Source organism: Bacteroides ndongoniae, from assembly GCF_900108345.1.
In the GTDB taxonomy this organism is placed as follows: domain Bacteria; phylum Bacteroidota; class Bacteroidia; order Bacteroidales; family Bacteroidaceae; genus Bacteroides; species Bacteroides ndongoniae.
The window spans coordinates 2,087,596-2,107,516 of sequence record NZ_FNVV01000014.1; the positions used below are offsets into that span (position 1 = coordinate 2,087,596).

The window sequence follows — 19,921 nt, forward strand, 5'->3', positions numbered from 1 at the left end:
CAAGCGTATCCATGAAGAAACATTTACTGGCTTACACTCTTGCCTTGTGCTGCGGACTCTGCTCCTGCGGACAGGATATAATACCCGTGCGTGTCATGTCCTACAATGTACACAACTGCATTGGGCTGGACAACGTTCGCGACTACAACCGTATAGCAGAAGTCATCAAGCAAGCTGATCCCGACGTAGTGGCTCTGCAGGAACTGGACAGCATGACTCAACGTAACAATGGTGTCTATGCCTTAAAAGAACTGGAAACATTCACCGGCATGCACGGTATTTTTGTATCTGCCATTCCCTTTCAAGGAGGAAGTTACGGCATCGGCTTGTTGTCCAAAGAACAGCCGTTGAGTTACAAGAAAATACCTATGCCCGGACGCGAAGAACAGCGAACCATGCTCGTGGCCGAATTTAAGGACTATGTGTTCTGCGCCACCCACTTATCGCTAACGCCCGAAGACCAGCTGGCATCTGTACGGGAGATTCTGAAAATAGTAGAAAAGTACCACCACAAACCAGTACTGCTGGCAGGCGACATGAACTCCCGTCCCAATGAAAAGCCTCAGCAGGAACTGAATCGGCACTTCACCACACTGAGCGATACCACCGCATATACGTTCCCAGCCGACCGTCCCGACCACTGTATTGACTACATCTATGGGTATACCGCAAATGAATGTGACTTCAAGGTGTTGCAACAAAATGTCTTGCCTGAGACCACTGCTTCGGACCACCGTCCCGTACAAGTGGACGTTCTGGTACTAAAAAAGTAATTTTGATACTCTTTTCAAAAAAAACATGGAATATTGTTTGCTTTTAAAAGAAAAGTATTACTTTTGCCCCATAATTAAAAACAAAAAGAGAACAAAAGCATGAATCTGTTTACTTACGCATATTACTTCTTCTTTTACTTTTACTTTAGCAACAAAGTAGAGCGGGAGTTTGTATGTGTCAAGTGACAGTGACGCTTAAGAACTGAATTAAGAACTTAAAGTTAAAGATATGAATCCCGCTCCCATGTTTGGAAGCGGGATTTTTTGTTACAGTACAGACTTATGAAAAGAATAGCCATTCAGGGAACATTGGGTTCCTTCCACGACATTGCAGCCCACCGATACTTCGAAGGTGAAGACATCGAACTGATATGCTGCGCTACATTCGAGGACGTATTCAAGTCCATTCGCCAGGACAGCCAAGTGATTGGTATGCTGGCCATTGAAAACACCATTGCCGGAAGCCTGCTTCACAACAACGAACTGTTGCGGCAAAGCGGCACGCAAATCATCGGCGAACACAAACTGCGCATCTCGCACAGCTTTGTCTGCCTGCCCGAAGAGGACTGGAACGACATCACCGAAGTCAACTCGCACCCCATCGCACTGATGCAGTGCCGCGATTTCCTCAGCCAGCATCCTAACATCAAAGTTGTGGAAGGCGAAGACACCGCCCGTAGTGCCGAAATCATCCAGAAGGAACACCTGAAAGGACATGCAGCTATCTGTTCGAAAGCAGCAGCCGAACTGTATGGCATGAAAGTATTGCAGGAAGGCATTGAGACAAACAAGCACAACTTCACCCGTTTCCTAGTAGTGGCCGACCCCTGGCAGGTAGACGAACTGAACCGCCACCGCTCGCACGAGGTGAACAAAGCAAGCATCGTATTCACCCTACCGCACACCGAAGGAAGCCTGTCGCAAGTGTTGTCCATCCTGTCGTTCTACCGCATCAACCTGACGAAGATACAGTCGCTGCCCATCATCGGACGGGAATGGGAATACCAATTCTATGTAGACGTCGTGTTCGACAATGTACTGAAATACAAACAATCCATCGCGGCCATCACACCGCTGACCAAAGAACTTAAAATACTGGGAGAATATGAAGAAGGAAAATCTACACTGTGATACAGCTACGAGTAGTGAGCTACGAGCTACGAGTAGTGAGCTACGAGCTACGAGTAATGGGTTACGAGCTACGAGTAATGGGTTACGAGCTACGAGTAAGGAGCTACAAGCTACGAGTTACAGGCCGGCGGACCGGTTGTCTTCCGTCAGCGAATACTACTTCTCGCGCAAGCTGAAGGAAGTGGCACAGATGAATGCCCAAGGAATGGACGTTATCAGTCTGGGTATCGGAAGCCCCGACATGCCGCCCTCCGAACAGACCATCCGCACCTTGTGCGAAGCTGCCCAGAACCCCGACGGTCACGGCTACATGCCCTATGTAGGCATCCCCGAACTGCGCTCGGCCTTTGCCGCATGGTACAAGCGCTGGTACGGCGTGGAACTGGACCCCAAGACCGAAATACAACCGCTGATCGGTTCGAAAGAAGGTATCCTGCACGTCACACTGGCTTTCGTCAACCCCGGCGAACAGGTACTGGTGCCCAATCCCGGCTACCCAACCTATACGTCACTAAGCAAGATTCTGGGAGCCGAAGTGGTGAATTACAACCTGCGCGAGGACAACGGCTGGATGCCCGACTGGGAACAGCTGGAAGCCATGGACACGAGCCGCGTCAAGCTGATGTGGACCAACTATCCCAACATGCCGACCGGCGCACCCGCCACGCCCGAGCTGTACGAACGTCTGGTTGACTTTGCCCGCCGCCGTGGCATCATCATCGTGAACGACAATCCCTACAGCTTCATCCTGAACGACCATCCGCTGAGCATCCTCAGCGTGCCGGGTGCCAAGGACTGCTGCATCGAGTTCAACTCGATGAGCAAGAGCCACAACATGCCCGGCTGGCGTATCGGTATGCTGGCCTCGAACCCGCAATTCGTACAATGGGTGCTGAAGGTAAAGAGCAACATCGACAGCGGTATGTTCCGCGCCATGCAGCTGGCTGCCGCCACTGCCCTCGACGCCACTGCCGACTGGTACGAAGGTAACAACTGCAACTACCGCAACCGCCGCCAACTGGCCGGAGAAATCATGCACACACTGGGCTGCACCTACGACGAACGTCAGGTAGGCATGTTCCTCTGGGGACGCATCCCCGACTGGTGCAAGGATGTGGAAGAGCTGACCGAACGCGTGCTACACGAGGCCCGTGTCTTCATCACCCCCGGCTTCATCTTCGGCTCGAACGGTGCACGCTACATCCGCATCTCGCTCTGCTGCAAGGATGCCAAACTGGCGGAAGCATTGGAGAGAATAAAGAAAATGAAGAGTGAAGAATGAAGAACGGAGAATTTTAGACTGCTTCATTCGTAAACCACAGAAACAATTAATAAACATAAGAACCTACAATGATGAATCCGTAAGAACGAGAATGCCACCGCAGATAAATTCTTCATTCTTCATTCATCATGCTTAATTCAATCGTTATGGAACTCGAATTAGAAAAGATTGCCCTCCCGGGCGTCGACGACAAACGTCCCTTGGTGATTGCAGGTCCGTGCAGCGCCGAAACAGAAGAACAAGTAATGAACACTGCCAAACTACTGGCAGATAAGGGAATCAAAATATTCCGTGCCGGCATCTGGAAGCCGCGCACCAAACCCGGAGGCTTCGAAGGCATCGGCGTAGAAGGCCTGGCATGGCTCAAGGAAGTGAAGAAAGAAACAGACATGTACGTCGCTACCGAAGTAGCTACCGCCAAACATGTATTCGAGGCACTGAAGGCCGGCATCGACATCCTGTGGATAGGCGCACGCACCACAGCCAACCCCTTTGCCATGCAGGAGATAGCCGACGCATTGCGCGGTGTGGACATTCCCGTGCTGGTGAAGAACCCCGTCAATCCTGACCTCGAACTGTGGATCGGTGCCCTGGAGCGCATCAATCAGGCCGGACTGAAACGTCTGGCAGCCATCCACCGCGGATTCTCGGCATACGATAAGCGGATTTATCGCAATCTGCCCCAGTGGCACATCCCCATCGAACTGCGCCGCCGCATCCCCAACCTGCCTATTCTGTGTGACCCCAGCCACATCGGCGGTAAGCGCGAACTCGTGGCACCGCTGTGTCAGCAGGCCATGGACCTGGGTTTCGACGGCCTCATCGTAGAGAGCCACTGCAATCCGGATGCTGCCTGGAGCGACGCCGCACAACAGGTGACGCCAGACATTCTGGACTACATACTGAATCTGCTCGTCATCCGCGAAACCAACCAGAGCACCGAAAACCTGGCCGAACTGCGTAAGCAGATTGACGAGTGCGACGACAACCTGATTCAGGAACTGGCCAAACGTATGCGAGTGGCTCGCGAAATAGGTACTTACAAGAAGGAGCACGGCATGACCATCCTTCAGACCGGCCGCTACAATGAAATCCTCGAAAAGCGCGGCTCGCAAGGTGCCCTCTGTGGTATGGATTCGGAATTCATCAAGAAAGTATTCGAAGCTATCCACGAGGAGAGTGTAAGGCAGCAGATGGAAATCATTAATAAATAAGGAGCCTCACCCCGACCCTCTCCCAAGGAGAGGGAGAAGGAAGAAGAATGCTCCGGCTGATAATACAACTGTACAACCATAAAATTATGTATAATGTCCGCCTCACTCTCCCCTCTCTTTGGGAGCAAGACGAAAGAGTGAGGCCTTAAAACATCCCACTCCCCCCTCTCCTTGGGAGAGGGGACGAGGGTGAGGCTTATATTATGAGAATATTAATCCTCGGAGCCGGCAAGATGGGCTCCTTCTTCAACGACGTACTGAGTTTCCAGCACGAGACGGCCGTGTTCGACGTCAACCCGCACCAGTTGCGCTTTGTCTACAACACCTACCGCTTTACCACGCTGGACGAGATAAAAGAGTTTGAACCCGAGCTGGTGATCAACGCCGCCACGGTGAAATACACCCTCGACGCCTTCCGCCAGGTATTGCCCGTACTGCCCAAGGACTGCATCCTGAGCGACATCGCTTCGGTGAAAACCGGGTTGAAAAAGTTCTATCAGGAAAGCGGCTTCCGCTACGTGTCCACCCACCCCATGTTCGGACCCACGTTCGCCAGCCTCAACCACCTGAATACGGAGAACGCCATTATCATCACCGAAGGCGATCACCTGGGACGCATCTTCTTCAAGGACCTGTATCAGACGCTGAAGCTGAACATCTTCGAATACACCTTCGACGAGCACGACGAGACGGTGGCTTACTCGCTGTCCATCCCCTTCGTTTCGACTTTCGTCTTTGCAGCCGTGATGAAGCATCAGGAAGCACCGGGCACCACCTTCAAGAAGCACATGGCCATTGCTCAGGGGCTGCTGAACGAAGACGACTACCTGCTGCAGGAAATCCTCTTCAACCCGCGCACGCCGGCACAAGTCGAGAATATCCGCGTCGAGCTGAAGCAGCTGTTGGAAATCATCACCAACAAGGATGCTGAAGGCATGAAGAAATACCTGACGAAGATCCGCGAAAACATCAAGTAAAGCGGCTCCGGCAGACCGTTTGTGGGACACTTGTGTCGCTCGTCTGTATCACTTGCACGGCTCGCGAGCCGTACAAGTGTTGCTCGCGAGCCGTGCAAGTGTCCCACAACTGCCTTATAGACAGCATTCTCCGAGGGGGCAAAAAAGAGGGAGAGCGCAACGAAACCAAGTGGTATCATCAGACTCCCCTCCTTCGGGAAGGAGGGGTGCCCAACGGGCGGGGTGGTAGGTTATCACAAAACATCGTATATCCATACTTTATGTTTTCACCTACCACCTCCCCCTATCGGGGACTCCTCCTTCCCGAAGGAGGAGAACTTAAGATACTTTTGTTTCGGTACGCCCTCCCTCAGCATTTCTTCATCGCCGTTTCCGGCTTGCGGAAGCGGGATCAGTCTTCATCTTCCAGCGATTCGGTATACTCCAGCTCGCCCTGGACGATGAAGAGAATCTCTTCGGGATCGTATTCACCCATTTCATCCTTACGGGCCTCCTTGATGATGTAGTCCACAACCTTCTCCAGGTCGATGTCGATGTATCCCTCGTCGTCGGGAGTCGCATCCAGAATGCCGCTCTCCGAATAATACTCGTCAATCAAGTCGAGGAAATAATAGAACTCATCGTCGGAGAACTTCTCCTTCAGCTCTTGCGGCAGATAGTTTTTGATGTACTCGATGGTCTTCTCATCGTCTGCATCCTGTTTCAAGAAATCGTCTTCCAGTCCCATAATGTATGAATTTAGAGGTTTAACGTCAGTTGTCTGATACGGATGTTACAGCAGTGCTTCGATTTTCGACACATAAGTTGGTTTCGGAGCCGAACCTACCTGCTTGTCCACCAGCTTGCCTTCCTTGAAGAAAAGTACGGTGGGGATGTTGCGTATGCCAAATTCGGCGGGCATGTCTGAGTTCTCGTCCACGTCGCACTTGCCGATGATTACCTTGCCTTCGTATTCGGTAGCCAGTTCCTCGATGATGGGAGCTACCATCTTGCAGGGTCCGCACCACGGAGCCCAGAAGTCTATCACAACCGGTTTGCCTTCGGCCAACAGTTCCTTGTAATTGTTGTCTGTAATTTCTAAAGCCATAGTTACAAATAATTTAATTGTATGAAATTGATATTAGTGGTGGCAAAGATAAGGAAAGGTGAGCGTAATATCAAGCCCAAGGTTTACTTTTGGGCTTGACATTACCGAACCGCATCCTATCTTCGTGAAACAAAGATAGCTAATTTATCCGGAAGTCAAGCTCCGGACGTTCTTTTAAATAAGAAATTAACTCACGCCCTACCGACAACCTGACAGGCCTCGAAACGAGGTCGAGTGTCTGCTTCGTATCCGTGTCGCGCACCCTGAAGTACAGCTCCGTATTGCCCGGATGCTCCTTGGTCAGCTCGGCCAGTTCGGTGATGAGGGCCGTGTTGAGGGCATCCAGCGGGATGACGATGGTTATCTTGTTAATCAGCTTCTCCTTCACGTCGGGCAGCAGTTCCATCGAAGTGATTTTCAGCTCCAGTTCGTCCTGCCTCCATTGCTTGGGCTGGCAGCGCGCCCTGATGAAGAGGAAGGTACGCTCGCCCAGATACCCCTGATAGGTCACCCAGTCGTTGCCAAAGAAAGGCAGTTCGGCCGAACCCGAGTAGTCTTCAATCTTGGCGATGCCGTAAGGATTTCCGTTCTTGCTGATGCCACGGCGTACGGAAGTGACAATGCCGCCCATGGTGATTTCGCGCCCTACGAGCGAGGCTTTGTCGTCCAGTTCAGCCATGTGCGTGTTGCACACATGTTCCAGCACTACTGCATATTCGTCCAGCGGATGAGCCGACAGATAGATGCCCACCAGTTCGCGCTCGCGGTTCAGGCGGTCCAAGTCGCTCCACCGTTCGGCCGGCAGAATCTCGGGAGTGGCAATCTCCACCACATTCTCACCACCAAACAGCGAATTGGCGGCTGCCGCCTTGTCCAGCTGATAGCGGTTGCCGTAGCGTACCAATGTGTCGATGAAGACTTCGTTCTTCGAGTTGACGGCAAAGTATTGTTCACGCTTCAGTTCGGGGAAGTTGTCGAAACCGCCCGCCAGTGCCAGACATTCGATGTTTTTCTTGTTGCAGGCATTCAGGTTGACGCGCTGCACAAAGTCGAAGATACCTTTGAAAGGCCCGCCTTTGGCACGTTCGTCCATGATGCTCTGCACAGCGCCTTCGCCCACACCCTTCACGGCACCCAGTCCGAAGCGGATGTTGCCTTCGGGGTTGACGGTGAACTTCAGGTTACTTTCGTTTACATCCGGACCCAGCACCTGTATGCCCATTGCCTTGCATTCGTCCATCAGCTTGGTGATGGTGGTGATGTCCGACAAGCTTCGGCTCATCACAGCCGCCATGTATTCAGCAGGATAGTTGGCCTTCAGGTAGGCAGTCTGGTAAGCCACCCACGAGTAGCACGTGGCATGCGACTTGTTGAACGCATACGAAGCAAACTTCTCCCAGTCGGCCCATATCTTTTCGAGCACTTTCGGGTCGTGACCGTTTTTCTGTCCGCCGGAGATGAACTTCGGCTTCATGTGGTCCAGCTTGTCGCGCAGTTTCTTACCCATCGCCTTACGGAGTGCATCGGACTCACCACGGGTGAAGTCGGCCAGCAGACGCGACAACAACATCACCTGCTCCTGGTAGACGGTGATGCCGTACGTGTCCTTCAGATATTTCTCCATGATGGGAATATCGTATTCGATAGGCTTACGGCCCCACTTACGGTCGATGAAGTCGGGAATGTAGTCCATAGGTCCCGGACGATACAGGGCATTCATGGCGATGAGGTCCTCGAACGTACTGGGCTGCAACTCGCGCAGGTACTTCTGCATACCCGCCGACTCGAACTGGAAGGTTCCGATGGTACGACCGTCGCAATACAGCTGATAAGTGGCAGGGTCGGTAATCGAAATCTTGTCTATATCCAGCTTCAGTCCGCGGTGCAGGCGGATGTTCTCTACCGCCTCCTTGATGATGGACAGCGTCTTCAGACCGAGGAAGTCCATCTTGATAAGTCCCGTATCCTCGATGACGGAGCCTTCGTACTGGGTGACGAGCATCTTCTCGCCCGTTTCTTTGTCGTCGGCCGTGCTGACAGGCACCCAGTCGGTAATGTCGTCACGGCAGATGATGGTTCCGCACGCATGTACACCGGTTCCGCGCACATTGCCTTCGAGCATCTTGGCATATTTGATGGTTTCGCGCACCAGCGGGTCGGGCGATGCTTCGGCTGCCTGCAACTCGGGCACGTAGGCGATGGCATTGGGCAGGTTCAGTTTCTTGTCGGGAATCTTGTCGGGCACCAGCTTACACAGGCGGTCCGACTCGGACAGCGGCAGCTTCTCCACACGCGCCACGTCCTTGATGGCCATCTTCGTAGCCATCGTACCGTAGGTGATGATGTGAGCCACTTTTTCCTGTCCGTACTTCTCGGTCACCCAGCGCAGCACTTCGCCACGTCCGTCATCATCGAAGTCCACATCGATATCGGGCAAGGAGATACGGTCGGGATTGAGGAAACGCTCGAACAGCAGGTCATACTGGATAGGGTCGATTTTTGTGATACCCAGACAGTAGGCCACAGCCGAACCAGCCGCCGAACCACGTCCCGGACCAACGGAAACGCCCAGTTGGGTACGGGCAGCGTTGATAAAGTCCTGCACGATGAGGAAGTAGCCGGGGAAACCCATCGTCTTCATGATGTACAGCTCGAATACAAGCCGTTCCCTCACCTCCTCGCTCAACGGGTCGCCATACAGGCGTTTGGCACCGTCGAAGGCCAGCTTGGCCAGATAGTCGGCTTCCAGCTTGATACGGTACAGTTTCTCGTAGCCGCCCAAACGCTTGATTTTGGCTTTGGCAGCTTCTTCGTCGAGCACCACTTCACCGTTCTCGTTGCGGGTGAACTCGTTGAACAGGTCCTGTTCGGTATATTTCTTGCGATATTCTTCTTCTGTGCCGAAGTCCTCGGGAATGGCAAAGGTCGGCATGATGGGGGGATGGTCGATAGAGTAGAATTCCACTTTATCGAGAATCTCCAACGTATTCGACAAGGCTTCGGGCACGTCCTCGAACAGGGCGTTCATTTCGGCCTTAGTCTTCATCCACTCCTGTTTGGTGTAGAGCATGCGGGTGGGGTCGTCCAAATCTTTGCCCGTACTAAGGCAGATCAGACGGTCGTGCGCCTCGGCGTTCTCTTCGTCCACAAAGTGAACATCGTTGGTACAGATCACTTTGATGTCGTACTTTTTGGCGAACTCCAGCAGTTTGGCATTCACTTTCTGTTGCAACGGATAGGCTTCGTGATTGGCACGGGGCACCGTCGCCTTGTGCCGCTGAAGTTCCAGGTAGTAATCGTCGCCAAACAGATTCTTATACCAGCGGATGGCTTCCTCGGCCTCTTCCAGCCGGTCGTTGGTGATCTTCTTGGGCACCTCGCCTCCCAGGCAGGCCGAACAGACAATCAGTCCTTCGTGATACTTCTCCAGCTCGCTACGGTCGGTACGCGGACGCATGTAGTATCCTTTTGTCCAGGCACGCGACACCAGTTTGATCAGGTTGTGATATCCCTTCTCGTTCTTGGCCAGTACAATCAGGTGATAACCGCTCTGGTCCTGCTTACCTTCCTTCAGATCCATCGTACGGCGCGCCACGTACATCTCGCAGCCGATGATGGGTTTGAAGATGCGGCCTTCAGCCTCGGCTATCTTGGAACGGCAATCAGCCAGCGCTGCTTCTTTGTCCTCGCATTCCTCCTTGCCGCTCTCAATATCGGCCATTTTCTTCTTCAGGTCCTTGATTTCTCCTTTCGGCCCGCCATTCTTCTTGTTGACATAGTTGGTGAACTCCTTGATGCCGAACATATTTCCGTGGTCGGTCACGGCAATTCCCTTCATGCCATCCTTCATGGCCTTGTCTACCAGACGGCTGACACTGGCTTGTCCGTCAAGAAGCGAATACTGGGTATGAACGTGTAGATGAACAAAATCCTGCATACAAACATTCTTTTATATTGAACGCATAAAAGTACAATCAATGAAACATCTAACAAAAATATTCCCCTAAAAGTTATCAACACTTGCATTTCTGCTTGTTTTTTCTTGTTAGATTTTCAAAATAAGCCTATTTTTGCAGATAATTTTAGTATAAAATATAAACGAAGGTAAATGGTCCGACTAAAAAAACTTAAAAAGATACGTATTCACCGTGAAGGAACACACACATTGGTAGGCAGTTTTCTGTTGCTGCTCGTACTCAATGCCGGCTTGTATTTCGGACTGGAATGCAAAATTCCCTTCTACATCGTTGCAACTATCAGCCTTGTGGTATATGGTATTATGGTGAACTTCTTCCGCTGCCCGATCCGTCTGTTTGGCGGCGACACCGAAAAGGTAGTCGTAGCCCCGGCCGACGGCAAAGTAGTAGTGATTGAAGAAGTGGAAGAAACGGAATACTTCCACGACCGCCGTATCATGGTCTCTATTTTTATGAGCCTCGTCAACGTACATGCCAACTGGTACCCTGTAGACGGTACTATCAAAAAGGTAGGCCACCAGAACGGCAAGTTCATGAAAGCCTGGCTGCCCAAGGCCAGCACCGACAACGAACGTTCGATGGTAGTGATTGAAACCCCCGAAGGCGTAGAAGTAATGGCACGCCAGATAGCCGGTGCCATGGCCCGACGCATTGTGACCTATGCCGAACCGGGCGAAGAATGCTACATCGACGAACACATGGGCTTCATCAAATTCGGCTCGCGCGTGGACGTATATCTCCCGCTGGGCACCGAAATCCTCGTCAAATTAGGACAACTGACTACCGGTAACCAAACCGTGATAGCCAAACTTAAATAAAACCAGTAACATCATGGCAAACCGCATTACCCGCCATATCCCCAACACGCTGACCTGCATGAACCTGTTCTCGGGCTGCATAGCCGGTGTGATGGCTTTCGAAGCACAGTACGGAATGGCACTTCTCTTCATCATCATCAGTGCCGTGTTCGACTTCTTCGACGGTATGGCCGCACGTGCGCTCAATGCTCACTCCGTCATCGGGAAAGACCTGGATTCGCTGGCCGACGATGTCAGCTTCGGACTGGTTCCTTCGCTCATCGTCTTCTCGTTGTTCAAGGAAATGCACTATCCGGCTTATATGGAAGGAGTTGCAGCGTGGTTGCCGTATGCCGCTTTTCTGATAGCAGTGTTTTCGGCCCTGCGACTGGCAAAGTTCAACAACGACACACGCCAGACCACTTCCTTTATCGGCCTGCCCGTTCCTGCCAATGCCCTGTTTTGGGCCTCGCTGGTAGCCGGCTACCATCCGCTGCTCGTCAGCGAAAGTTTCCACCCGCTCTACCTGCTGGTACTGGTGTGCCTGTTCTCGTGGCTGCTGGTTTCGGAAATTCCCATGTTCTCGCTCAAGTTCAAGAATCTGTCATGGAAAGACAATAAAGTAAGTTTCAGCTTCCTGATACTTTGCGTTGTTTTCCTTGCCACGCTGCAAGTGAAAGGATTTGCCACCTGCATCGTGTGGTACATCTTCGTTTCGCTGCTGACAGGACGGAAAAAAGCGTGAACTTTAGTCTGGCACGGTTGTTGTAGTAGCAGTTGTATAAAGAAACAACTTAAATACTTCGATACACATGTTACATTTCATAGGATTCCTGTTCATACTCATCATAGCGATACTGCTCATCGGCCTCAGTATCATTGGCGGACTGGTGCGCAGCCTGTTCGGCTTCGGACGCAAGAAGACAGCTGGCCAGAACTACCACCGCGGTGGCTATTCGTTTGGCGGGAACAACCAACAGACTTCTTCGCGCACCAACAACGACGAAGGAATCAGCCCCGAAGAAGGGGAAATACACTTCAAACGCAAAAAGATTTTCACGAAAGACGACGGCGAATACGTCGACTTCGAGGAAGTAAAAGAATAATCCGGCACGCCTGTCAGCGCCGTTTGTTCAAGAAGAATTCTTTCATCAGCCGGGCACACTCGTCGGCCAGTACGCCTTGCGACACCTGCGTCTTGGGATGCAATGCCTGAGGCGCATAGCGCTGATATCCTCTCTTTTCGTCCGCTGCTCCAAAGACCAGACGCCCAGTCTGTGCCCATCCGATAGCCCCTGCACACATCACGCACGGTTCTACCGTGACATACAGCGTACATTCGTTCAGGTACTTTCCGCCCAGCGAGGAGGCAGCTGCTGTAATGGCTTGCATCTCGGCATGCGCGGTGACGTCGGTCAAGGTTTCTGTCAGGTTATAAGCACGTGCGATGATGCGGTCTTTACACACCACTACTGCACCAACCGGCACTTCTCCCCGCTCGGCAGCTTTCTGCGCTTCGGCCAGGGCCTGCTTCATGTAGTAAGTATCGTCCATAAGGAAATGAAGAATGAGAAATGAGGAACAAGAGGGAAATACTATCCGCTACCGCCGCATGTCATGTTCGCCAAACAGCGTGGGATAATCCTCGTCCATGTTTTTATGGATAAAAGCGAGCACAGTCTCTCGCAGCCAACGTGATTTGTTCGTTATCTTGTACTTACGCAGATAACTATCCACAATCCGCAGCTCTTCCTCGCTCATCAGGCACACCATGCGTTGCATGCGTTTCGGTTCCTGAGGCGTGGACTTGGCACAGGTTCTATCTCGCTTTCTCATATTTCTCCTGCAAAATTAGCTTTACTTCTGTAAATACAAAGCAGAAAAAAGATTAATTTTGTAGGGGAAGAACCAAAAACTGAAAAAATGGCAGTGCACAATACCTTAGGCAAAGCCGGAGAAGACGCAGCCGTGAGCTACCTCGAAAAAAACGGCTACGAGATACTCCACCGCAACTGGCGCAAGAACCACCTGGAACTGGACATCGTGGCAACCAAGGACGGCGAGCTGGTGGTAATAGAAGTAAAGACCCGCCGGAACACCGACTACAAGGAGCCGCACGAAGCTGTGGACTGGCAGAAGATACGCCACATCGTGGTAGCAGCCGACGCCTACATCAAGCACTTCGGCATCGATGCTCCTGTGCGATTCGACATCATCACTGCCGTAGGCGAAAAAGAGAACTTCCGCATCGAACACATCAAAGAAGCTTTTTACCCGCCCCTGTTCTGAAACGCAAGGGAATAACCATATTAATCATGGACATAGAAAACAGCTATTTTCTCTTACGAAGAAGTAATCAAGAAATTCAACCGTAAAACGCGTAACGAATATGAAAACATTGCCTGAGAACTTTACGTTTCCGATGATTGACGTCGACGAGACCGTATCGACCAATCAGTACCTGAGCCAATTGTGCAACGAACAGCCCGAGTCCGTTGCCGAGTACACAACCGTAACCGCCCAGTTCCAGTCGGCCGGCAAAGGGCAACGCGGCAACAGCTGGGAGTCGGAGAAAGGCAAGAACCTGCTGTTCAGCGTCGTCCTCTACCCCACCTTTCTGGAGCCGCGCCGACAGTTCATCCTGTCGCAGATAGCCTCGCTGGCCATCAAGGAAGAGCTAAACCGGTGGTCGAACGACTTCTTTATCAAATGGCCCAACGACATCTACTACCGCGAACAGAAGATTTGCGGCATGCTGATAGAGAACGAACTGACGGGACGCAGCATCAGCCGCTGTATCTGTGGCATCGGGCTGAACGTGAATCAGGAGATTTTCCGCAGCGATGCTCCCAACCCTGTCTCGCTGAAGCAGATCACCGGCAAGGAACAGAACCGTGAGGAGATACTGACGCACATATTGAAACGGATGAAAATCTACTACGAAGGACTGCGCATGGAAGATCCCCAAACCTACGCCGACGAAGTAAATGCCCGTTACGCCCGTTCGCTGTTCCGCCGCCGCGGCTACCACATGTACGAGGATGCCGACGGTCGCTTTCAGGCCCGCCTGCTGCGCGTCGAAGCGGACGGTCGCTTTGTGCTGGAAGACGAGAACGGGAAGGAACGCAGCTACCTGTTCAAGGAAGTACAATACGTGCTGTAGGCACGAAGCCTGCAGCGGGAAAAGGGGGAAACCGCCCGGCTCAGTCCTCAGTGGTGACCCCTACATACTGCTCTACCGCTACTTGCAGGTAGCAGGCGTGCTCCAGAACCGGATAGCGGTCCTTGTACTGCGCGGTACGGTCGAAGACGAAGCAACGGAAATAGGGTGTCTGGTCGAGGTCACGGGTAGCGGGCGCAACTCCGGCATTGCGTTCGCTCAGAAACAGTTCGTCGGAGACACTGCCGTTTTCCGACGAGAAACGTACGGGCGTAAAACTTTCGAAGAAGAAGCTGCGGGCAAAACCGTCGTCGGTACGTACATCGACCTGCAACGGCTCTTCGGGTACAACGACCTGTGCCGAAGCATCGAAGCTGTAATGTGAAGAACCGAGCACCAGCGTACCTTCGCTTTTGGCTTCATTCTTATAGACAAAGGCGTAACTTTCCAAAACGGCAGGTCCGGTCTGTGCCTCCAGCATTTCCTTTTCCAACGCCTTTTTTTCGTCATCGGTCAGGCCTTCGCCCTGCAACGACACGCGGTTGTCTATCACGGCATACTTATAGAACGGATAGCCTACCGACACAGACAAACAATAGTCACAGCCGCTTTCGTCGCGGATGATGACGTTCGTCTTCCCTGCTCCTATGGGACGGACCAACAGCCGATTGCCCTCGCAACGAGCCTCTGCTACTGCATTATTGGAACTCTCCACACGGTATTCGCCTTGCCCGCCACGAATAAGCAGCACGCGTTCGGACGTTTCGTAGCCCATCATCGTCATACGGGGGTTCTCATTGTCGAACACGACGTCCGGGCTTTCATAAGTCAGTTCGATAGGCAGAACGCTGTCTTCGCTTTCGGAGCACGACGACAAACTGACGCTGAGCAGCGACAGAGAAAATAGGAGAATTTTAGCGAGATTTTTCATGCTGAACATTTTTTACACACCTAATACAGTTTCTATCTTCGTTATTACAGTTACAGTTCTATAGCTCTTCAATTCGAGTCATTCTACTGTACGATAAGACAAAGGTAACAAACTGATTTCATTTTCAAAAGAACGCGGATGCCAGTTTTGCAAGTTTTTTTTCCCAGTTAGGAAAAAATTATTTCCCAGTTAGAAAAAAAATTTTTCCTAACTAGGGAAAAAACAGGCCGTTTCTACAGCCGTGATGAGCGCAAGAGCCTATCGGGTGAAGTTTCACCGCAAGCAACTGAATATAAATGAATTGGTGAAGGATGGATACGCGGACTACACAGACGAGGCGGATGAACGCGGATTTAATTATTAATTTTTCATTTTCTCCTTTTTATCCGTGCTTATCCGTGTTCGTCCGTCCCTCTCCGCATCGTCCGCGTATCCATCCTTCACCCGTTTTTCATTTTTCATTATTCACTTTTCATTCGTAACTACCTACTTTAGCAGTGTAACATCAATAGTAATTCAACGTAACAAGCAATGTTCACGAATAATACAAGTACGGCTCGCGAGCCGTGCAAGTGTTGCTCGCGAGCCATGCAAGTGTTGTTCGCAGTCGAAGCCTATTCCGCCCGAAGCAGGACTTCGGCTCCCTGAAGCAAAGGCGAAGTGAAACGGATGCGCACGTCGCCCTTCTGCCCCGTAGTCTGCACGTAAGCCAGCAGACGGCCTTGGAATACGCGGCGATGGCGGGCGGTGTAGTCGCTCATGTCGCTGTTGTTCGAGTTTTCAAGTCCCAGGAGACGTGCCGGACCCTCGATGGTGTAACGAATATCGTTGTCGGCCAGCTTCACCACGATGCCTTGTTCGTCGACCACTTCTACCGTCAGATGGGCCGTAGCACGGTCGGCCGACAGCGACGTGCGGTCGGCACTGACACGGATGGCATACGGACGGCCCGACGAACGGATGCTATAGGACGACAGCACCTGGCCCGCCTCGTCGCAGCCTTCGGCACGCAGTTCGCCTGCCTGATAGGGAATGTCCCAATGGATGATGCCGCTTTGCGGGTCGTAAGGTTTCAGCACCCCCACTTCCTTGCCGTCGAGCAACAGGCGTGCCTGCGGAGCATTGGTATAACACACCACGCGCACCATCTGCCCCGGTTCGTAGTTCCAGATGTCCCAAGCATCGGGCGACAGATAGTCGGCCTTGGGATAGGTGCCGATGTAGGTCACCGGATGTTCGCACCACAGCGAAGCACGATGATGTCCGCGAGGCTTCGGAAGACTGGAAAAATCAAGCAATCCGGTTCCCAATCCACGGGAAGGCCATGCACCGGCCTCACCCAGATAGTCGGTACCGGTCCAGATGAACTGACCGAATATGAAGTCTTTATTCTTCACAGCATACCAAGCATCAATGCCCGAACCCGTCTCGCTGCCGTAGATGACACGGTCGGGGTATGTGGCGTGGTCTTCATCATAACGGTTTTCGGTGTAGTTGTAGCCCACCACGTCGACAGCTTCGGGATAAGCCGTCTGGTTGGACATCACCACACCAGCCAAAGCACCTGTCACCGGACGGCTTGTGTCCACCGCCCTCACACAAGCAGCCAGCCGCTGCGCAATGACGCCGATACGCATGGCATCGGGGGCATCCGGCTTGTAACCACCAAACATGGGCTGATTAATGGTACTTCCATCCAATATCGGATGTGAATAAGGATCGTTCGGATAGTCCACCTCATTACCTATGCTCCACAGGAAAACGGAAGGATGATTGCGGTCACGCCGTACCATGTCCGTCACATCGCGCTCAATCCATTCTTCGAAGAAGTCGAACGAACCTTGGAAAACCGGTTCTCCCTTATTCCAACCTTTTACCCATTTCCGCTTGGGAAACTCCCACTCGTCCGAAGCCTCATCCATTACAAGCAGGCCAAGACGGTCGCACAAATCGTACACAACAGGAGCCTGCGGGTTATGGCTCAGGCGGATAGCATTAGCACCTAAATATTGCTTAATATTGAGCAGACGACGTTCCCACACTTCGGGCGGTACTACGGCACCCAGCACACCGGCATCGTGGTGCAGGCAGACGCCTTTCACCTTCATCCAGCGGCCATTCAGCGCAAATCCTTTGTCAGGGTCGAACTCCAGCGTACGCAGTCCGACTTTCGTTTCGCTGCCGTCCAGACGTTTGCCGTCAGACAGCAATTCCGTTTTCAACGTATATAAATAAGGTGTATCAAGGTTCCACCGATTAGGACGGTTCACCCGTAAGGTTAACGTCTGTTTGGAAAGCCCAATCTTACCGTCAGTTACACGTCCGGAAGTCTGAGCCACACAACGGCCTTCGGCATCAAACAAAGCCGTCCGCACTTCCATCCGTCCTGTGGCCTCCACATGCTTTTCCACCTCCACGTCAACGGCAATCACCGCCCTGCGATCGGTCAGCGAAACGGCATGCCAGCCAATGCCCCATTGTGCAAAATGAACCTCTGGAGCCGACACCATCCACACGTCGCGATAGATGCCCGAACCCGTGTACCAGCGCGAATCGGCCGACCGGCTGTGGTCCACGCGTACCGCCAGCACGTTGTCGCCTTCCTTCAGATAAGGAGTCAGGTCGTACATGAAGGAAATGTAACCGTTCGGACGCTTGCCCAGCAGATGCCCGTTCAGATAGACTTCGCTGCGGTTGTATACACCCTCGAAGTAGATGTAATGACGTGCCGCATCGTCGTCGATACGGAAATGCTTGCGATACCAGCCCACGCCGCCGGGCAGATAGCCGGTACAGCTGGCCAGCGAAGGTGACAAATGATGTTCAACCGACCAGTCGTGAGGCAAATCGAGCCTGCGCCAGCGGGCGTCATCGTAGTCGGTAGAGGACATCAACGAATCGTCGGAGAGCGTGAACAGCCATCCGTCGTTAAACTTACCGGCTTTGCCAAAGGATACCTGGGCAGCGGCCGGAATCACTGGAGCCCAAACAAAGAACAGCCCCAGCAGCAAAGTAATCAGCCTGTTTTTCATGATAAAGAAAAATCGTTTAATCGTATTCTATAATGCAAAGATATAAAAACTTCCATCGGCAAAATAAAAGAGGGTGAGTCAAAACAAAAGTATCTGAAACTCTCCTCCTTCCAGAAGGAGGGGAGTTTAAATAATACTTCTTAATTTTGACTCGCCCTCTGCTGTATACTCAGAGCCTTCCGGCAGAACGTCTGCCTTTAGAATCCGTAAGCGTAGATTTCGCTGAGCGAAGCATTGTTGCCACGGTAGCTGGCTTCGATTACGACCTTAAAGTAGCGTCCTTCGGTCGGAATCACACCAAACGTCTGGGCAGTCATTACCTGCTGCATGGAGAAGCTGCCTACTTCGGTCCACTCTTCCTTATCGGAGCTGACGTAGAACTTACCGTAAGCGGTATCCATATAGCTGTCGTGCTGGCGCTGAACCAAAGCAAACTGCGAGAAAGTATGCTCGGACTTCGTGTCAACAATGATTTCGTAAGGCATACCCGGATTGACTCCACTATTCCACATAGAATGCCAGTAAGTGCCTAAATCACCATCGAGAGCACAATCAGCTTTACCGCTTGGAAGCTCACCTACAAGCTCTTCCGTATTGGCTTCGGCAGTCCAGCCGGTACGATCCAGTTCGGGAGCCATGATGCGGATAGCCAGCGGATAAACGGCATTGCTAGACGAAATAGAGAACTGCGAAACGCTTTCGATGCGGATAGGCAACATGTAGTCGCCCGGTTCCAATGCACTGGCGCTCACGGCAACCGAGATGCTCGAATTGGTGATACCTGCAGCCAGCGTTACCGACTCGGGAACGGTATAGGTTCCTTCGGGCAGCATCTGATAAACGGTACCGTTTTCTTCGTTGTACTCAGCTATGTAGGCTTCGTCTACCACCAACTGGCCTGTAATGTCCCACTTGTTGTCGGTATCGAGTCCGATACCAATGTTCTTGTTAAGATCCGGTGCCGAACCGTAATTGTATTGGTCGACAGTTACTGATGTACTGGTAAAGCCCAGTGCCGGCATAATAACATCCATAATCTGCAAGAACAGTTCATCCTTATTGGCATTGATAGAGTCGCTCTCGCTGGTCACATGCAGAGGCAACACCCATACCGACTCGGGATCGGTCGCCATCAACGCTTTCACCTGTTGTGGCTTCAGCGCGATGTCTACCAGTTTGTAACGGTCGTCAACCGAGAAATCCAGATGAGTAGTACCAAGCGAGTAGCAGTCGGTACTCAGCACTTTGTAGCTGACACCTTCCAACTGACTGTATTCGTTGTCCACTTCTTCCTGCGACAGGACATTGACATCGACCGAAGCCGTCTGATAAGGGTCACTGCCCGCCTTGAACACCGAGAAGGAGTACGTATTATCTTCCTCCGTATCGAACAGGGTAAGTTCCTGCTTACCACTGTTGTTCACGTAAAGAATCTTATGATATTCCGCCGGAACCAGATTCTCCAGATCGTATTCCGACTCGTTACAGGCTGCCAACAGAAGCAATCCGCCTGCCAACCATATATTTTTAATTTTCATAGAATGTGTTGTTTATAGTAAG

The 19,921-nt window shown here is 52.0% G+C and carries 19 protein-coding genes; 11 read left to right on the forward strand and 8 right to left on the reverse strand.

Annotated elements, in window-relative coordinates:
• The first annotated feature begins 11 nt into the window (after window positions 1-11).
• From BQ5591_RS19255 to BQ5591_RS19275, 5 genes are all read left to right on the forward strand, one after another.
• Window positions 12-773: an endonuclease/exonuclease/phosphatase family protein gene (locus BQ5591_RS19255; RefSeq protein ID WP_071150562.1), complete on the forward strand. Its 762-nt coding sequence runs from the start codon at window positions 12-14 to the stop codon at window positions 771-773.
• A gap of 282 nt (window positions 774-1,055) precedes the next feature.
• Entirely contained in the window at window positions 1,056-1,904 is an 849-nt protein-coding gene (locus tag BQ5591_RS19260; RefSeq protein WP_022162017.1) for a prephenate dehydratase, read from the forward strand.
• On the forward strand, window positions 1,879-3,186 hold the full coding sequence (locus BQ5591_RS19265; RefSeq protein WP_083381041.1) for a pyridoxal phosphate-dependent aminotransferase: 1,308 nt from the start codon (window positions 1,879-1,881) through the stop codon (window positions 3,184-3,186). Before BQ5591_RS19260 ends, BQ5591_RS19265 begins: the two co-directional genes overlap by 26 nt.
• Before the next feature lie 146 nt (window positions 3,187-3,332).
• Window positions 3,333-4,400, forward strand: coding sequence for a bifunctional 3-deoxy-7-phosphoheptulonate synthase/chorismate mutase type II (locus BQ5591_RS19270; protein ID WP_071150564.1), 1,068 nt, complete (start codon window positions 3,333-3,335; stop codon window positions 4,398-4,400).
• Window positions 4,401-4,603: 203 nt separating this feature from the next.
• A complete protein-coding gene (locus BQ5591_RS19275; RefSeq protein ID WP_071150565.1) occupies window positions 4,604-5,377 on the forward strand; it encodes a prephenate dehydrogenase/arogenate dehydrogenase family protein in 774 nt (257 codons plus the stop codon).
• Between the two features lie 391 nt (window positions 5,378-5,768).
• On the opposite strand, the gene BQ5591_RS19280 is transcribed toward BQ5591_RS19275, so the two are convergent.
• From BQ5591_RS19280 to dnaE, 3 genes are all read right to left on the reverse strand, one after another.
• A complete protein-coding gene (locus BQ5591_RS19280) occupies window positions 5,769-6,104 on the reverse strand; it encodes a hypothetical protein (RefSeq protein ID WP_071150566.1) in 336 nt (111 codons plus the stop codon).
• A 45-nt stretch (window positions 6,105-6,149) separates the two neighbouring features.
• A complete protein-coding gene (gene trxA, locus BQ5591_RS19285; protein WP_071150567.1) occupies window positions 6,150-6,464 on the reverse strand; it encodes a thioredoxin in 315 nt (104 codons plus the stop codon).
• Window positions 6,465-6,603: 139 nt separating this feature from the next.
• Window positions 6,604-10,401, reverse strand: a complete 3,798-nt coding sequence (dnaE, locus tag BQ5591_RS19290) for a DNA polymerase III subunit alpha (protein ID WP_071150568.1) — start codon at window positions 10,399-10,401, stop codon at window positions 6,604-6,606.
• A gap of 171 nt (window positions 10,402-10,572) precedes the next feature.
• On the opposite strand from dnaE, the gene BQ5591_RS19295 reads away from it, so the two are divergent.
• From BQ5591_RS19295 to BQ5591_RS19305, 3 genes are all read left to right on the forward strand, one after another.
• The gene (locus BQ5591_RS19295) at window positions 10,573-11,259 is read left to right on the forward strand and encodes a phosphatidylserine decarboxylase family protein (protein ID WP_071150569.1); all 687 of its coding nucleotides are present in this window, start codon (window positions 10,573-10,575) and stop codon (window positions 11,257-11,259) included.
• A gap of 13 nt (window positions 11,260-11,272) precedes the next feature.
• On the forward strand, window positions 11,273-11,983 hold the full coding sequence (gene pssA, locus BQ5591_RS19300; protein ID WP_022162222.1) for a CDP-diacylglycerol--serine O-phosphatidyltransferase: 711 nt from the start codon (window positions 11,273-11,275) through the stop codon (window positions 11,981-11,983).
• Window positions 11,984-12,050: 67 nt separating this feature from the next.
• A complete protein-coding gene (locus BQ5591_RS19305) occupies window positions 12,051-12,344 on the forward strand; it encodes a DUF4834 family protein (RefSeq protein ID WP_022162223.1) in 294 nt (97 codons plus the stop codon).
• Window positions 12,345-12,357: 13 nt separating this feature from the next.
• On the opposite strand, the gene BQ5591_RS19310 is transcribed toward BQ5591_RS19305, so the two are convergent.
• Entirely contained in the window at window positions 12,358-12,792 is a 435-nt protein-coding gene (locus tag BQ5591_RS19310; protein ID WP_071150570.1) for a nucleoside deaminase, read from the reverse strand.
• Between the two features lie 48 nt (window positions 12,793-12,840).
• The gene (locus BQ5591_RS19315) at window positions 12,841-13,074 is read right to left on the reverse strand and encodes a hypothetical protein (protein WP_022162225.1); all 234 of its coding nucleotides are present in this window, start codon (window positions 13,072-13,074) and stop codon (window positions 12,841-12,843) included.
• Between the two features lie 87 nt (window positions 13,075-13,161).
• Between BQ5591_RS19315 and BQ5591_RS19320 the strand changes: the two genes are divergently transcribed.
• Together BQ5591_RS19320 and BQ5591_RS19325 are read left to right on the forward strand one after the other, a co-directional pair.
• Window positions 13,162-13,527: a YraN family protein gene (locus tag BQ5591_RS19320; RefSeq protein ID WP_071150571.1), complete on the forward strand. Its 366-nt coding sequence runs from the start codon at window positions 13,162-13,164 to the stop codon at window positions 13,525-13,527.
• A gap of 100 nt (window positions 13,528-13,627) precedes the next feature.
• On the forward strand, window positions 13,628-14,401 hold the full coding sequence (locus BQ5591_RS19325; RefSeq protein WP_071150572.1) for a biotin--[acetyl-CoA-carboxylase] ligase: 774 nt from the start codon (window positions 13,628-13,630) through the stop codon (window positions 14,399-14,401).
• Between the two features lie 40 nt (window positions 14,402-14,441).
• On the opposite strand, the gene BQ5591_RS19330 is transcribed toward BQ5591_RS19325, so the two are convergent.
• The gene (locus BQ5591_RS19330; protein WP_159434525.1) at window positions 14,442-15,329 is read right to left on the reverse strand and encodes a hypothetical protein; all 888 of its coding nucleotides are present in this window, start codon (window positions 15,327-15,329) and stop codon (window positions 14,442-14,444) included.
• A 241-nt stretch (window positions 15,330-15,570) separates the two neighbouring features.
• Here BQ5591_RS19330 and BQ5591_RS22075 point away from each other — a divergent pair, with 241 nt between their 5' ends.
• Window positions 15,571-15,693: a hypothetical protein gene (locus BQ5591_RS22075; RefSeq protein WP_262483125.1), complete on the forward strand. Its 123-nt coding sequence runs from the start codon at window positions 15,571-15,573 to the stop codon at window positions 15,691-15,693.
• A 250-nt stretch (window positions 15,694-15,943) separates the two neighbouring features.
• Here BQ5591_RS22075 and BQ5591_RS19335 read toward each other — a convergent pair whose 3' ends face one another.
• Both BQ5591_RS19335 and BQ5591_RS19340 read right to left on the reverse strand, forming a co-directional pair.
• On the reverse strand, window positions 15,944-18,361 hold the full coding sequence (locus tag BQ5591_RS19335) for a glycoside hydrolase family 2 TIM barrel-domain containing protein (protein WP_071150574.1): 2,418 nt from the start codon (window positions 18,359-18,361) through the stop codon (window positions 15,944-15,946).
• A 197-nt stretch (window positions 18,362-18,558) separates the two neighbouring features.
• Window positions 18,559-19,899 (reverse strand): BT_3987 domain-containing protein, encoded by a 1,341-nt coding sequence (locus tag BQ5591_RS19340; RefSeq protein ID WP_071150575.1) that lies wholly within the window; start codon window positions 19,897-19,899, stop codon window positions 18,559-18,561.
• Window positions 19,900-19,921: the final 22 nt, after the last annotated feature.

Excerpts from the sequence above, each read along its gene's own strand:
- BQ5591_RS19255 (WP_071150562.1), top strand. The coding sequence starts at position 12 with ATGAAGAAACATTTACTGGCTTACACTCTTGCCTTGTGCTGCGGACTC.
- BQ5591_RS19260 (WP_022162017.1), top strand. The coding sequence starts at position 1,056 with ATGAAAAGAATAGCCATTCAGGGAACATTGGGTTCCTTCCACGACATT.
- BQ5591_RS19265 (WP_083381041.1), top strand. The coding sequence starts at position 1,879 with ATGAAGAAGGAAAATCTACACTGTGATACAGCTACGAGTAGTGAGCTA.
- BQ5591_RS19270 (WP_071150564.1), top strand. The coding sequence starts at position 3,333 with ATGGAACTCGAATTAGAAAAGATTGCCCTCCCGGGCGTCGACGACAAA.
- BQ5591_RS19275 (WP_071150565.1), top strand. The coding sequence starts at position 4,604 with ATGAGAATATTAATCCTCGGAGCCGGCAAGATGGGCTCCTTCTTCAAC.
- BQ5591_RS19280 (WP_071150566.1), bottom strand. The coding sequence starts at position 6,104 with ATGGGACTGGAAGACGATTTCTTGAAACAGGATGCAGACGATGAGAAG.
- trxA (WP_071150567.1), bottom strand. The coding sequence starts at position 6,464 with ATGGCTTTAGAAATTACAGACAACAATTACAAGGAACTGTTGGCCGAA.
- dnaE (WP_071150568.1), bottom strand. The coding sequence starts at position 10,401 with ATGCAGGATTTTGTTCATCTACACGTTCATACCCAGTATTCGCTTCTT.
- BQ5591_RS19295 (WP_071150569.1), top strand. The coding sequence starts at position 10,573 with ATGGTCCGACTAAAAAAACTTAAAAAGATACGTATTCACCGTGAAGGA.
- pssA (WP_022162222.1), top strand. The coding sequence starts at position 11,273 with ATGGCAAACCGCATTACCCGCCATATCCCCAACACGCTGACCTGCATG.
- BQ5591_RS19305 (WP_022162223.1), top strand. The coding sequence starts at position 12,051 with ATGTTACATTTCATAGGATTCCTGTTCATACTCATCATAGCGATACTG.
- BQ5591_RS19310 (WP_071150570.1), bottom strand. The coding sequence starts at position 12,792 with ATGGACGATACTTACTACATGAAGCAGGCCCTGGCCGAAGCGCAGAAA.
- BQ5591_RS19315 (WP_022162225.1), bottom strand. The coding sequence starts at position 13,074 with ATGAGAAAGCGAGATAGAACCTGTGCCAAGTCCACGCCTCAGGAACCG.
- BQ5591_RS19320 (WP_071150571.1), top strand. The coding sequence starts at position 13,162 with ATGGCAGTGCACAATACCTTAGGCAAAGCCGGAGAAGACGCAGCCGTG.
- BQ5591_RS19325 (WP_071150572.1), top strand. The coding sequence starts at position 13,628 with ATGAAAACATTGCCTGAGAACTTTACGTTTCCGATGATTGACGTCGAC.
- BQ5591_RS19330 (WP_159434525.1), bottom strand. The coding sequence starts at position 15,329 with ATGAAAAATCTCGCTAAAATTCTCCTATTTTCTCTGTCGCTGCTCAGC.
- BQ5591_RS19335 (WP_071150574.1), bottom strand. The coding sequence starts at position 18,361 with ATGAAAAACAGGCTGATTACTTTGCTGCTGGGGCTGTTCTTTGTTTGG.
- BQ5591_RS19340 (WP_071150575.1), bottom strand. The coding sequence starts at position 19,899 with ATGAAAATTAAAAATATATGGTTGGCAGGCGGATTGCTTCTGTTGGCA.